Consider the following 12,765-nt stretch of genomic DNA (forward strand, 5'->3'; position numbering starts at 1 on the left):
CCGGCTCCGGCGCCGCCGACAGCAGCGCCTGCGTGTAGGGGTGGTGCGGCGCGCCGTACACCGCCGCCTTCGGCCCGGTCTCGACGATCCGGCCGAGATACATCACCGCCACCCGGTCGGCGATGTGGCGCACCACCGCGAGGTCATGGGCGATGAACAGGTAGGACAGCCGCTTCTGCTCCTGCAGGTCCTGGAGCAGGTTGACGATCTGCGCCTGGATCGAGACGTCGAGCGCCGAGACCGGCTCGTCCGCCACGATGAAGGCTGGGTCGACCGAGATCGCCCTGGCGATGCCGATGCGCTGGCGCTGGCCGCCGGAGAACTGGCGCGGATAGCGATCCATGGTGGCGGGCGGCAGCCCGACCTGGCGCAGCAGCTCCGCCACCTTGTCGCGCCGCTCCTTCCGCGAGCGGACCAGGCCGAACACCTCCAGCGGCTCGGCCACGATATCGGCAACGCTGCGCCGCGGGCTGAGCGAGCCGTAGGGGTCCTGGAAAATCATCTGCACCTGCCGGCGCATCGCCCGCATCTGGCCGCGCGACAGGCCGGTCAGGTCGGTGCCGCCGACGAAGACATGGCCGGCGCTGGGCTCGATCAGCCGCAGCAGCAGCCGGCCGAGGGTGGACTTGCCGCAGCCGGATTCGCCGACCAGCGCCAGCGTCTCGCCGCGGCGGATCTCCAGCGACACCTCGTCGACCGCCCGCACCGCTGGACGCGGCCGACCGAAGCCGAGGCCGCCGCCATCCTGGAAGGTCTTGGTCAGCCCCTCGGCCCGGACCAGGGTTTCGCTCATCGCATCGCCCTCGCGCTGGGCGCCGGCTCGGCGGCGCCGGCGGAGGCCGCCTCGGCCGTGACCCAGCAGGCGGCGCGGTGCTGCGGGCCGAAGCTGAACATCGGCGGCCGCTCCACCGCGCAGCGGTCGACCCGCAGGGGGCAGCGCGGCTGGAACGGGCAGCCGGTGCCGAGGCTGCCGGCCTGCGGCACCGAGCCGGCGATCTGGTACAGCCGCCGCCGGTCGTCGTTCAGCCGCGGGATCGATTGCAGCAGCCCCTGGGTGTAGGGGTGCGACGGCCGCCGGAAGATCGAGCGGACATCGGCATCCTCCACCACCCGGCCGGCATACATCACGATCACCCGCTCGCAGATATCGGCGATGACGCCGAGATCGTGCGAGATCAGCAGCACCGCCGTGTTCAGGGTGGCGCGGATTCGCTTCATCAGGTCCAGCACCTGGGCCTGGATGGTGACGTCCAGCGCTGTGGTCGGCTCGTCCGCGATCAGCAGCTTCGGGTTGCAGGCGACGGCCATGGCGATCATCACCCGCTGGCGCATGCCGCCGGAGAACTGGTGCGGATAGGCGCCCAGCCGACGCTCCGGGTCGGGGATGCCGACCAGCCGCAGCATGTCGACCGTCTTGCGGCGGCGCTCCTCCCGGCTGACATGCTCATGCAGCAGGATAGCCTCGCCGATCTGGTCGCCGATGGTCATCACCGGGTTTAGCGAGCTCATCGGCTCCTGGAAGATCATGGCGATGTCGCGGCCGCGGATCTCCGGCATCCTCGACCGCGGCAGGGCCAGCAGGTCGGTGCCCTCGAACAGGATGCGGCCCTGCGCGATCCGGCCCGGCGGCTCCGGGATCAGGCGCAGGATCGACAGCGAGGTCATCGACTTGCCGGAGCCGGATTCGCCGACGATGCCGAGCGACCCGCCGGCCGGGATCTCGAAGCCGACGCCGTCGACCACCCGCAGCGGCGCGGCCTTCGCGCCAAATTCGACGGCCAGGTCCTCGACCTTCAGCAGGGGCGCGGTCACGGGGCGGTCTCCGGGTCCAGGGCGTCGCGCACCGCATCGCCGAACAGGTTGAAGGCCAGGACGACGCAGGTGATGGCGAAGCCGGCGCCGATGATCGGCCAGGGCGACCCGAACAGGTTGTTCAGCCCGTCGCGGATGATGTTGCCCCAACTCGGGTTCGGCGGCTGGGTGCCGAGCCCGAGGAAGCTGAGCGAGGCTTCAAGCCGGATCGCCGAGGCGACCCACAGCGTCACCAGCACGACGATCGGCGCCGCGATGTTCGGCACAATGTGGCGGAAGATGATCACCGGCGTGCGGACACCCACCGCCACCGCGGCCTCGATATACGGCTCCTGCTTCACCGACAGAGTCTGGGCCCGGGCGACGCGGGCGAAGCCGGGCACGAAGGCGACCGTCAGCACGGCGACGACGTTCCAGAAGCCGCCGCCCAGCGCCGCGGCGATGATGATCGCCAGCAGCAGCTCCGGGAAGGCCAGCAGCAGGTCGACCAGGCGGGAGATGATGCGATCGACCGCGCCGCCGAAATAGCCGGCGACGACGCCCATGGTGGTGCCGACGATCGCTGCCAGGACCGGCGACAGCAGGCCGAAGATCAGCGAGTTGCGGGAGCCGTAGATCATCCGGGACAGCACGTCGCGGCCGAACTGGTCGGTGCCCAGCCAATGCGCCCAGGACGGGCCCTGGTTGATCTTGAGGATGCTCTGCGCCAGCGGGTTGTAGGGCGCGATCCAGGGCGCGAGCACCGCCACCACCACGAAGACGGCAATGACCAGCGTGGCGAAGATCGTGGCCGGGCGGCCCAGCACGATGCGCAGCAGGATCGCCAGCCGGTTCGGGGCGGGGGCGATGATGTCGGCGGTGTCGATGATCACGGCCATCACGCCACCCGGATCCGCGGATCGACGACGATGTAGAGCAGGTCCATCACCAGGTTCACCAGCACCACGAACAGGGCGAAGACGATGACGCCGCCCTGGATGACGGCGTAGTCGCGCTCGGTGATCGCGCCGATCAGCAGCTTGCCGATGCCGGGGCGGTTGAACACCAGCTCGATCGCGACGGAGCCGGACAGCGTCGCCAGCAGGCTGAGGCCCATGCCGGTGGACAGCGGCAGCAGGGCGTTGCGCAGCCCGTGCCGGTAGATCACCCGCCGCTCGCTGGCGCCCTTGGCCCGCGCCGTCCGGACATAGTCCTTACCGAACACCTCCAGCAGCGAGGTGCGGGTCAGCCGTCCGAGAAAGGCGGCCTTGACGAAGGCCAGGGTCAGCGCCGGCAGCACGATGTGGTGCAGCCGGTCGATGAAGCTGTCGCCGCCGCCATTGATCGGGAACCAGCCGAGATTGAGCGAGAAGGTGATCAGCAGCAGCGCGCCGAGATAGAAGTCCGGGATGGCGTAGCCGATCAAGGAGAACACCCGCACCCCGGCATCGGCGGTGCGGTTGCGGTGGGTCGCCGCCAGCACCCCGAGCGGGATGCCGGCGGCGACGCCCATCACCATCGCCGCGATCGTCAGCTCGATCGTGAAGGGCAGGTTGTACGCCAGCAACTGCAGGACGGAGGTGTTGTTCATCAGCGACCGCCCGAAATCCAGGGTCAGGACGCCGCCGATGAAGTTGAGGTATTGCTGCCACAGCGGGACGTTCAGCCCCATCTTCTCGCGGAAGGCCGCCAGCTGGTCCGGCAGCGCGTTGTCGCCCAGCGCCGCCAGCGCCGGATCGCCGGGCAGGATGCGCATGCAGACGAACACCAGCGTCAGCACCAGCAGGATGGTCGGAACCGCATCCAGCAATCGCCACATCAGATACCGCGCCATGGCGGGCCCTCCCCTGCCGGATCAGGCGACGGTCTTGGTCGCCCGGTGGAAGCGCCAGCGCGCATAGCCGCTCTTCACCGGGTAGCCGAGATCGACATTGCCCCGGCGCGCGGTGGTGAAGGACAGGGTGGACAGGCCGATCAGCGGCAGGTCGCGCAGCACCTGCAGCTCGATCTTGCGGCAGAGGCTGTCATAGGTCGCAAAATCGGTCGCCGCGAGGGCCTGGGTCAGCAGGTCGTCGATGCCCGGCATGACCACGCCGTAATGGCTGTAGTTGCCGCCGCCCTTGCCGTCCGACTTGACCTCGGACTGGGCCGACAGTTGCTGGAAGTACAGCTGGGTCGGGATCGGCGGATAGCTCGCGGAATGCATCGCCAGGGTGTTCTTGTCCGACCGGTTGTCGGCGTGATAGGCGGTGTGGTCCTCGATCCTGAGATCCATGTTGAAGCCGGCCAGGCGGATCTGCTCCTGCACGATCAGCATGGTCGAGGCATAGTCCTCGCGCTGGCTGCACAGGGACGGGAAGCTGATGCCGTCCGGGAAACCGGCCTCGGCCAGCAGCGCCTTCGCCTTGTCCGGGTCGTAGGGGTAGCGCAGCTCCTCCGGCAGATCCTCGGTCTTGAAGCCGGCCGGGAAGAAATCGGGCTGCAGCCCGGCCATGGTTCCGCCCATCGGCGCCAGCGCCTGCGCCACGGCCGGCCGGTCGATCGCATGCATCAGCGCCTGCCGCACCTTCAGGTTGTCGAAGGGCTTGCGGGTCAGGTTGATGTGCAGGGTGTTGAACGACCCCGGCACGGTCATGTCGATCTTCAGCGTCGGGTCGCGCTGCTGCATCGAGGCGACCCAGCCCGGGGCGCGCACCGCCTCCATGATGTCGATGTTGCCGGACAGGAGCGCCAGCGTCCGCGCCGAGGTGTCGGCGATATAGACGCATTCGACCGTGCTGATCTTCGCCTTCGGGCCCCAGTAGCCCTCATGCCGCTTCATCACCGTGCCGACCTGGGTGTCGAACTTCACCAGCTCGTACGGGCCGGTGCCGACGGCATCGGTGCCGAAGGCGTCGCCCATCTGCTCGGCCGCCTTCTTGCTGACGATCGAGGTGTTGTTGTTGAACACCGAGGAGCCGAGGAACAGCGCGTCCGGCCCCTTCAGGGTGATGGTCACCGCATAAGGCCCGTTGGCGACGACATCGGCGATGTTCGACAGCACCGTGGTGTTGGTGCCGGAGGTCATGGCCCGCTTGAACGAGTAGACCACGTCCTCCGACGTCATCTCGCCGAAGCCTTTGTGGAACTGCACGCCCTGGCGCAGCTGGAAGGTCCAGGTCCTGGCGTCCGGCGACGAGGTCCAGCTGGTCGCGAGCGTCGGCAGGTACTCCTCCGGCTTGATCGCGAAGGTGCCGTCCTCGGGGCGGACAAGCTGCTCGTAGATCTGCTCGGTCGCCCAGTTGTCGGAGCCCTGGGTCGTCAGGTTCGGGTCGCTGTAGCGCGGCCCCTTCGCGGCGATGCCCATGCGGATCACATCCGCATTCTGGGACGCATCCTGCGCCCGGGCGCCGCCGAAGCCCGCCAGCGCCGCGGTGGCGACGCCGAGCTGAAGCACATTTCGCCTGCTGAATCCCATGGCCGTGTCTCCCTTGTCTCTTATCGGCGCCCGCGCGTAGCGCTGTCAGCGCCGCTTGTTGATTTCCGCCTCGTCGACCTCGAGCCCGAGCCCAGGGCCCTGCGGGATCGCGAAGCGGCCGTCCGCCGGCCGCGGCGGATTCCGGAAGCCGATATCCATCCGGCCGGACGCGTCGGCGTACTCCGCCGGCTTGGTCAGGTGCATCAGCGCCGCCAGCACATGCAGGTTGGCGACATGGCCGATGGTCGGCTGGGTCTGGTGAGGCACCAGCTCAACCCCGTGCGCGTGGCAGATCGCGGCGCATTGCATCAGCCCGGTGATGCCGCCCATCTTGACGATGTCCGGCTGCACCATGCGAACCCCGGCATGGATCATGTCGACCAGCGCCTGCAGCGTGTAGGTCTGCTCCGCCGCCGAGACGGTGATGTCGAGCCGCTGCGCCACCTCGCCCATACCGCGCACGTCGTAGTGCTGCACCGGCTCCTCGAACCAGACGTAGCCGAGCTCCTCGAGCGCGCGGCCGACACGCATGGCGCCGCCGACCGAATAGCCGTTGTTGGCATCGAAGGCGAGCGGGAAGTCGTCGCCGACCAGCTGGCGCACGGCCCTGGCCTTGGCGATGTCGCCCGGGATGTCGAGGTCGAGGATCGAGCGGTCGCCGTCGCGGCGGATCTTGATCGCCGCCGGCGTCTCGCGCCGCCAGCGCGCCTCGACCACCCGCACCACCTCGTCCACCGGGCGCACCGCGTTGCCGCCGATCGAGGCATAGAACGGCACCTCCGCCCGCCAGGCGCCGCCGAGCAGCTTGTGCACCGGCAGGCCCAGCGTCTTGCCCTTGATGTCCCACAGCGCGATGTCGACCGCCGCCAGCGCGCCGGTCAGCGCCCCTTCCGGCCCCAGCTTGACGTTGCGGTGCAGCTGCCGGTCGTACAGCACGCCGGTGTCGAAGGCGTCGGCGCCGACCAGCCCGGGTGCCAGGTCGCGCTCGATGATGCCGATCGAGTGCAGGCCGCCCTGCATCGGCGAGGCCTCGCCCCAGCCGACGACGCCGTCCTCCGTCGCGATCCGCACCAGGGCGCTGCGGCGGCCGGGCGGATCGCCGGGCTGCCAGCTGACCTGGAAGGCTTCGACCGATCTGATGCTGGCTCTTGGGGCCACCGTGTCGCTCCCGTCCTATGGGCTACCTTACTCTTCTTGCATCCGTATGCAACAACCATGCGGACGGATGGTCATGCATAGATCGAAGTCCGGCGGAACCGCGCCGCCACCCGGGCGCCATCGACCACCAGCAGCTCCTCGGTCTCGACATAGTGCCGGCCCTTGCGCTCATAGACGGCGGTGACGGTGCCGGAGGTGGCGAGGCGCTGGCCGGGGGCCACCGGCGCGAAATGCTGGGCCTCGCCCGCCACGAACACGACTGGGGCCGGGAAGCGGAAGCTGCGGTTGGCGTCGAACATCGTCCGCCGGATCAGGCAGCCGGAATGGACCAGCCCGCTGTCGAGATAGATCGGGTGGCGCTCGTCGAAGGCGGCCAGCGAGCGCCGGAACTCCTCCTCCGTCAGCACCGCGTTGCGCGAGCCGAGGCGGGTTCCGACCGCGATGCCGCCGGCCTCGACCGCGGGCGGCGGGTCCGGCAGCGGCAGGATCGGGCAATCCGCGACCGCCGGCGGCAACGGCTCCGCCAGCGGCATCGCCACCCAGCCGGTCGCGACCTCCTCGCCCTCCTGGTTGCGCAGGATCACCTCGGCGCGTTGTTCGGCGCCGGTCTCCGCCAGGGCCGAGGCCTGGGCGGTCAGCACGTCGCCGTCATGCACCGGCCGGCGGAAGCGCGCGCCCATGGCGCCGCGCCGGGCCCAATCGGCGCCCCAGGCATCGATGGCGATGCGGCTGACATGGCCGTAGACGAAGGCGCCCGGGATCAGCGCGGCGCGGAAGCCCGTGCGCCGCGCCACCGCGTCGTCATGCACCGACCCGCGATAGCCGGGATCGTCGTCGAGGCGGATCGGGATGCGCAACGTGCGGGGAAACTCGGCCATGGTCAGGCTCCCGGCCGGGGTTCGGTGGCGATCGCGCCGCTGGCCTCGACCGCCGCGATCTCCGCCGCCGTCAGGCCGAGGATGTCACGCAGCACGTGGCGGTTGTCGGCACCGAAGCGAGGCGCCGCGCGGCGCTGGCTGCCCGGCGTGGCGTCGAGATGGATCGGCAGGCCGGGATACGGATGGCGGCCGGCATCGGGATGGTCCAGCACCGTGAAGAAGCCGCGATGCGCCAGGTATTCGCTGCGGGCCAGGTCCTGCGCGGTCTGCACCGGCGCCGCGGGCACGCCGGCCGCCTGCAGCCGGGCCGCCACCGCATGCTTGTCCTGGCCCCGGGTCCAACCGGCGATGATCGCCGTCAGCGCCTCGATGTTCTCCTGGCGCGCCGCCAGCGTGGCGAAGCGCGGGTCGGCGGCGAGGCTCCCCAGCCCCATCACGACGCACAGGGCCTGCCACTCCGCCTCGGTCTCGGCCGCGATCGCCACCCACTGGTCGTCGCCGCGCGCCGGGAAGGCATCATGCGGCGCGGCATAGGGCGAGCGGTTGCCGTTCGGTTCGGGATCCCGGCCGGATTCGATCGCCGCCAGCAGCTCCGGCCCGATCAGCTGCATCGCGGCCTCGACCTGCGGCACCTCGATATACTGCCCCTCCCCCGTCCGCTGCCGGTGCAGCAGCGCGGTCAGGATGGCGGCCGCGGCGTTGAACCCGCCGATCGGGTCGAGATAGGAGGGGCCGGTGGTCTCGGGCTGGCCGCCGGGATAGCCGATCATGCTGGACATACCGGCCGACATCTCCATGGTCGGGCCCAGCGCGGCATAGCGCGCCATCGGCCCTTCGGCGCCGAAGGCCGGCAGCTCCGCCACGATGATGTCCGGCCTGACCTGCCGCAGGGTTTCATAGTCGAGCCCCAGCCTGGCCAGCGTGCCGGGGCGGAAGTTGCAGATCACCACGTCGCTGACCGCCGCCAGGCGCCGGATGATGTCGCGCCCCTCCCCCGTCTTCAGGTCGAGGATGCAGGACAGCTTGTTGATGTTCTGCGAGTTGAAGTGGAAGGCGCGGTCATAGGGCCGGCCGCCCGGCACGCCGTCGGGGAAGTTGATCGGGTTCGGCACCTCCTTGTTCAGGCGCCAGGAATTGACCCGGGTCGGGGATTCGACATGGATCGGCTCGGCCCCCAGGAAGCCCAGCACCCGGCCCGCCATCGGGCCGGCCCAGGCCGTGGTCAGCTCGAGCACGCGCAGGCCGGCCAAGGGACCAGGCCCGGCCGGAGCGCCGCCGCCCTCCGGAGCCGCCGCTGGCGTCCAGCCGGCATCGGCGCCGGCAGTCGGGGCGGCCGGGCGCACCTGCCGCGGCGTCCGGCTGAGGCGGAACGGCGGCCCGAGGATCAGCCGCCCCTCCGCTGTCTCCCAATAGCCGCGCTGGGCCAGATGGGCGCTGCCGTACAGCTCGGTCGGGCGATAGGCCTTGGCGGCGATCACCTCTTCCTGCTGCAGCGTGGCGACAAAATCCTCGGCGCGGAGATCCGCGACCTTATCCTGGATGATCGCGAACAGCTCGGCCCAATGGGCGCGACGCGGGATCGGGGCGCCGAAGCGCTCGTCATGCTCGATGGACTCGAGCCCGAGCGCCCGGCAGACCGCGCTCCAGCGATGGTTGTAGATCCAGATGCAGACCCAGCCGTCGCGGCAGCGCACCTGGCCAGCCGGGATGTTCGGGTCGCCCCGGCCCTTCACCGTGCCGTTGTAGATGTGCTGCAGGACATACGGAAAGCACATCGCGGCGGCGGTTTCCGCCTCGTCCAGGGTGACGGCCTGGCCGAGGCCGGTGCGCTCGCGGGCGAAGAGCGCGGCGGTGACGCCGACATAGGCGGCGAGGCCTGCGGCGAAGGAGGCGCGGCGGCCGCAGCCATACAGCGGCTCGCGGCCATGGGCGCCGTTGTTGTGCATCATGCCGGACAGGGCCTGCAGCACGATCTCCGGCCCCTTCCAGGCGGCGAGCGGCCCGTCGGCGCCGAAGGGGCTGACCACCGCGGCGACGCAGCGCGGGTTGCGGCGCAGCACCTCCCGCGGCTGCGAACCCGGCGACAGGATCGCGACATCGGCGCCGCGCAGCAGCCGGTCCAGCGCCCCGCGCCCTTCGGCATCGCCCTGGTCGAGGCTGATCCGGCGCTTGCCGGTGTTAAGGTGGAAGAACAGCAGCGACCCGCGATCGCCCGCCTCGCTGAAGGGCGGCAGCCGGCGCAGGGCCGATCCCTCCGGCGGCTCGACCAGCACGACCTCGGCGCCGAAATCGGCCAGCAGCCGGGCGCAGTACTGACCGCCGACGGTCTCGGACAGGTCGACGACCTTCAGCCCGGCCAATGCAGACATGGCGGCGCCTCCCCCGGCATTCTCGTTGACTAGGACGGTATCGAGTCTTGCATCCGTATGCAACACCTCTGCATAGTGCCGGTGGCGATGACGGCCGGGGCGGATTCCGGCCGCAGCCGTGCTATGGCTGAGGCAGGCGACAGCGAGGGGAAGCGACCTTGAGTTCCGGAGACCTGCGCAAACCGATCACCGCGCGCCAGCTGGCGCGGATGATCGGCGTCAGCCAGTCCGCGGTCTCGCGCGCCTACACGCCCGGCGCCTCGATCTCGCCGGAGATGCGGCAGCGCATCCTGACCATGGCGGACAGCCTGGGCTACAGCCCCAACGCCATCGCCAGCACCCTGTCGAAGCGGCGCAGCAACATCGTCGGCATCGTCGTCTCGGCGATGCGGAATCCGTTCTACCCGGTGCTGATCGAGACGCTGTCGCGCGGCCTGCAGCAGGTCGGGCAGCAGAGCCTGCTGTTCAACCTGACCCCCGGCGCCGATATCCGGCAGCAGCTGGCGGCGCTGCGGCAGTACAGCGTTGACGCCGTCGTCATCGTCTCGGCCGCCCCTCTCTCCGGCGCGGCGCTGAGCTGGGCGACCGAAGGCCGCACGGCGATCATGATCAACCGGACGGTGCCGGATTCGAGCCTGACCAGCGTCTGCTGCAACAACGCCGACGGCGCCCGCGCCATCGCCGACCATTTCCACGCGCTGGGCCGCCGCCGGGCCGCCTTCATCGCCGGCGTGCCGCATGCCAGCGCCAACCTCGAGCGGCAGCACGCCTTCATCGCCCGGCTGGCGGAGCTGGGCATGACCCTCACCGCCTCGGTCACCGCCGGCGAGTACAGCTATGAAGCCGGCTACCAGGCGGCGCTCGAGGTTGCGCGGACCGGCCGTCCCGAGGCGATCTTCTTCGCCAACGACATCCTGGCCGTGGGCGGCATCGACGCGCTGCGCGACGAGCTGGGGCTGTCGGTGCCCGGCGACATCACGGTCGCCGGCTTCGACGACATCGCCATGGCCGGATGGCCGCGTTATTCGCTGACCACCTTCCGCCAGCCGCTCGACGCCATGGTCGAACGGACGGTGCAGCTGGTGACCGGCAAGGCGGAGCCGGCCGAAGGCAATGTCCACCTGCTGCCAGGCGAGCTGATCGTCCGCAAGACCACAGTGGGGTGAGGCAACCGGCAATACAGCCGGACCGCGCGATAGGCCCGCGGCGTCATCTCAGACCTGCAGTGCGGTGAGATACGGCTCGTTGTCCAACGTCGGACCGTCGAGGAGGCGGGCGAGATCGAGCCCCTGCCCTGCGGCGTGCTGGTGCCGGGCGACGCATGGGCACCTCGCTTCAGTGCACGCCGGCAAGCCGCTTCCACATGCGCGAGGAGAGCATCCGGGCAGTGGATGGTCTCACCCAGGCATCCACGCGATGTCAGCCTTGTGCGCTATCGAACTCCGCCTGGGCCTTTTGCAGCTCGGGGCCATGGGCAAGGGCCCATTGGTAGAGCGCTTCGAAGGGAAGCTGCAGGGATCGTCCGAGCGGTGTGATCGTGTATTCGACGCCGACCGGGGTCGTGGGCAGCACATGACGCTTCACCAGGCCGTTCCGCTCGAGCCGTTTCAGGGCGTCGGCCAGCGCCTTGTGGGTGATGCCGTCCAGCCGGCGCATGATCTCGTTGAACCGGGACGGCCTCGCGCACAGCACCGTCAGGATAAGCACCGACCATTTGTTGGCGATGTGCTCCAGGATCGGTCGGGTGCTGCGCGCATCGATCAACGCCTCGTCCATCGCACCCGCTTCGGCCGAATGTGGCTTGCGCCCTCTCGCGCTCGTCTTTCCGCCCGGCGGCGACATAGGTATACTCCACGATATCTACGCAATACATAGTGCGTAATTGACCGTAGGTATAGGTTTTATATCTAGTCGGCCCATCGCTCATGGATGGAGACCACATCATGAAACTGGCCGATAAGATCGCCGTGGTGGTCGGCGGCGGCAGCGGCATCGGCGCCGCCATCGCACAGCGCTTCGCCGCAGCGGGCGCACATGTCTACGCGACCAGCCGCACGGCGCCGGAGGACGGGCCGGACGCGACGCAAGGCGTCGGCGAGGGCAGCGTTCGCCTCATCCGCGCCGATGCCGGCGCCCTCGCGGATCTTGCCGTGGTCTTCGCGAAAATCCGGGCAGAGCGAGGACGGATTGACATCCTGGTGTTCAACGCCGGCTTATCCGAGTTCTCGCGGCTCGAGGAGATCACCGAAGACCATTTCGACCGGACCTTTGCACTCAATGTCCGCGCGTTGGTGTTCGCGACCCAGGGCGCCGCCGCGATGATGCCGGCCGGAGGGACCGTTGTCCTGGTCGGCTCCATCGCCGGCGACATCGGCACCAAGGGCTATGGTGTCTACAGCGCGACCAAGGCGGCGGTGCGCTCCTTCGCCCGGACCTTCGCGAACGAGCTGGCGCCGCGAGGCATCCGCGTCAACGTCGTCAGTCCCGGCCCGACCGACACCGCGATGTTCGCGGCGGCATCGGACGAGGTGCGTACGACGCTAATGGGCCTGATCCCGCTCGGAAGGATGGGCAAGCCGGACGAGGTGGCCGCGGCGGCGCTCTTCCTCGCCAGCGGGGAAAGCAGCTTCACGACCGGCGCTGAACTCGTTGTCGACGGCGGCATGGCCCAGGTCTGAGGTTGCACTGGCCGACGCGCTCGCCGACCAGAACCGTCGCCTCGATGACGATCATCGAACGGGCCCAGACCTTGAGGGCGTCTCATGCTGCCACTCAAGCACCTTCACTCGCTGTCCCGGAGTGCCTCCGTACTCGGTGGTGAACGGCGGCAAGATTCGTCTCTCGCCAGGCGTGACAACAGCCGCCTCGCCGTCCGCCAGCGAAGGGCCGGTTCAATATTCGCCTAACCAGCCTTTACGATGCGGAAACCCTCGATCTCCTTGACCACCGGCAGGCCGCTCCAGCGATCGCTGTCGTGCAGGATGATCAGGCGGCTCATGTCACCATCGATGGCGTCGTTGATGCGGTCGATGGTCTTCAGCTGCTCCCAGACGCTGCCGACGCCGTTCGCCAGGGGCACATAGACGCCGTCATGGTTGTGGCCGCGGATATT

Annotated in this window: 12 protein-coding genes; 2 read left to right on the forward strand and 10 right to left on the reverse strand. The window is 69.5% G+C overall.

From position 1 onward, the window contains the following. From ABDW35_RS20235 to ABDW35_RS20270, 8 genes are all read right to left on the reverse strand, one after another. Positions 1-793 (reverse strand): ATP-binding cassette domain-containing protein (locus tag ABDW35_RS20235; RefSeq protein ID WP_343715685.1); only part of this gene is annotated, 793 nt, incomplete at its 3' end. Beyond that, entirely contained in the window at positions 790-1,812 is a 1,023-nt protein-coding gene (locus tag ABDW35_RS20240; protein WP_343715686.1) for an ABC transporter ATP-binding protein, read from the reverse strand. The genes ABDW35_RS20240 and ABDW35_RS20235, both read right to left, overlap by 4 nt. Continuing rightward, complete coding sequence (locus tag ABDW35_RS20245; RefSeq protein WP_343715696.1) at positions 1,809-2,690, reverse strand: ABC transporter permease; 882 nt, start codon at positions 2,688-2,690, stop codon at positions 1,809-1,811. The genes ABDW35_RS20240 and ABDW35_RS20245 overlap by 4 nt, the downstream gene beginning before the upstream one ends. After that, positions 2,690-3,625, reverse strand: coding sequence for an ABC transporter permease (locus ABDW35_RS20250; RefSeq protein WP_343715687.1), 936 nt, complete (start codon positions 3,623-3,625; stop codon positions 2,690-2,692). Before ABDW35_RS20250 ends, ABDW35_RS20245 begins: the two co-directional genes overlap by 1 nt. Positions 3,626-3,646: 21 nt before the next feature. Continuing rightward, positions 3,647-5,248, reverse strand: coding sequence for an ABC transporter substrate-binding protein (locus ABDW35_RS20255; RefSeq protein ID WP_343715688.1), 1,602 nt, complete (start codon positions 5,246-5,248; stop codon positions 3,647-3,649). A gap of 45 nt (positions 5,249-5,293) precedes the next feature. After that, positions 5,294-6,406 (reverse strand): mandelate racemase/muconate lactonizing enzyme family protein, encoded by a 1,113-nt coding sequence (locus ABDW35_RS20260; protein ID WP_343715689.1) that lies wholly within the window; start codon positions 6,404-6,406, stop codon positions 5,294-5,296. A gap of 71 nt (positions 6,407-6,477) precedes the next feature. Next, positions 6,478-7,284 carry a MaoC family dehydratase gene (locus ABDW35_RS20265; protein ID WP_343715690.1) on the reverse strand — a complete coding sequence of 269 codons (807 nt, stop codon included), beginning with the start codon at positions 7,282-7,284 and terminating at the stop codon, positions 6,478-6,480. A 2-nt stretch (positions 7,285-7,286) separates the two neighbouring features. Further along, positions 7,287-9,653 carry a CoA transferase gene (locus ABDW35_RS20270; RefSeq protein ID WP_343715691.1) on the reverse strand — a complete coding sequence of 789 codons (2,367 nt, stop codon included), beginning with the start codon at positions 9,651-9,653 and terminating at the stop codon, positions 7,287-7,289. Positions 9,654-9,811: 158 nt separating this feature from the next. On the opposite strand from ABDW35_RS20270, the gene ABDW35_RS20275 reads away from it, so the two are divergent. Beyond that, complete coding sequence (locus ABDW35_RS20275) at positions 9,812-10,819, forward strand: substrate-binding domain-containing protein (RefSeq protein WP_343715692.1); 1,008 nt, start codon at positions 9,812-9,814, stop codon at positions 10,817-10,819. A 253-nt stretch (positions 10,820-11,072) separates the two neighbouring features. Here ABDW35_RS20275 and ABDW35_RS20280 read toward each other — a convergent pair whose 3' ends face one another. Beyond that, positions 11,073-11,429, reverse strand: a complete 357-nt coding sequence (locus tag ABDW35_RS20280) for a helix-turn-helix domain-containing protein (protein WP_343715693.1) — start codon at positions 11,427-11,429, stop codon at positions 11,073-11,075. Between the two features lie 167 nt (positions 11,430-11,596). Between ABDW35_RS20280 and ABDW35_RS20285 the strand changes: the two genes are divergently transcribed. Beyond that, positions 11,597-12,331 carry an SDR family oxidoreductase gene (locus ABDW35_RS20285; RefSeq protein ID WP_343715694.1) on the forward strand — a complete coding sequence of 245 codons (735 nt, stop codon included), beginning with the start codon at positions 11,597-11,599 and terminating at the stop codon, positions 12,329-12,331. Positions 12,332-12,555: 224 nt separating this feature from the next. Here the strand turns inward: ABDW35_RS20285 and ABDW35_RS20290 are convergent. Then, positions 12,556-12,765, reverse strand: a 210-nt coding sequence (locus ABDW35_RS20290; RefSeq protein ID WP_343715695.1) for a hypothetical protein, incomplete at its 5' end; no start/stop codon positions are given.

This window comes from Inquilinus sp., assembly GCF_039594555.1.
GTDB lineage: Bacteria > Pseudomonadota > Alphaproteobacteria > DSM-16000 > Inquilinaceae > Inquilinus.

Bases quoted from the DNA above. Each gene is read 5' to 3' on its own strand.
- ABDW35_RS20250 (WP_343715687.1), bottom strand. From the start codon at position 3,625: ATGGCGCGGTATCTGATGTGGCGATTGCTGGATGCGGTTCCGACCATC.
- ABDW35_RS20280 (WP_343715693.1), bottom strand. From the start codon at position 11,429: ATGGACGAGGCGTTGATCGATGCGCGCAGCACCCGACCGATCCTGGAG.
- ABDW35_RS20245 (WP_343715696.1), bottom strand. From the start codon at position 2,690: ATGGCCGTGATCATCGACACCGCCGACATCATCGCCCCCGCCCCGAAC.
- ABDW35_RS20265 (WP_343715690.1), bottom strand. From the start codon at position 7,284: ATGGCCGAGTTTCCCCGCACGTTGCGCATCCCGATCCGCCTCGACGAC.
- ABDW35_RS20270 (WP_343715691.1), bottom strand. From the start codon at position 9,653: ATGTCTGCATTGGCCGGGCTGAAGGTCGTCGACCTGTCCGAGACCGTC.
- ABDW35_RS20285 (WP_343715694.1), top strand. From the start codon at position 11,597: ATGAAACTGGCCGATAAGATCGCCGTGGTGGTCGGCGGCGGCAGCGGC.
- ABDW35_RS20255 (WP_343715688.1), bottom strand. From the start codon at position 5,248: ATGGGATTCAGCAGGCGAAATGTGCTTCAGCTCGGCGTCGCCACCGCG.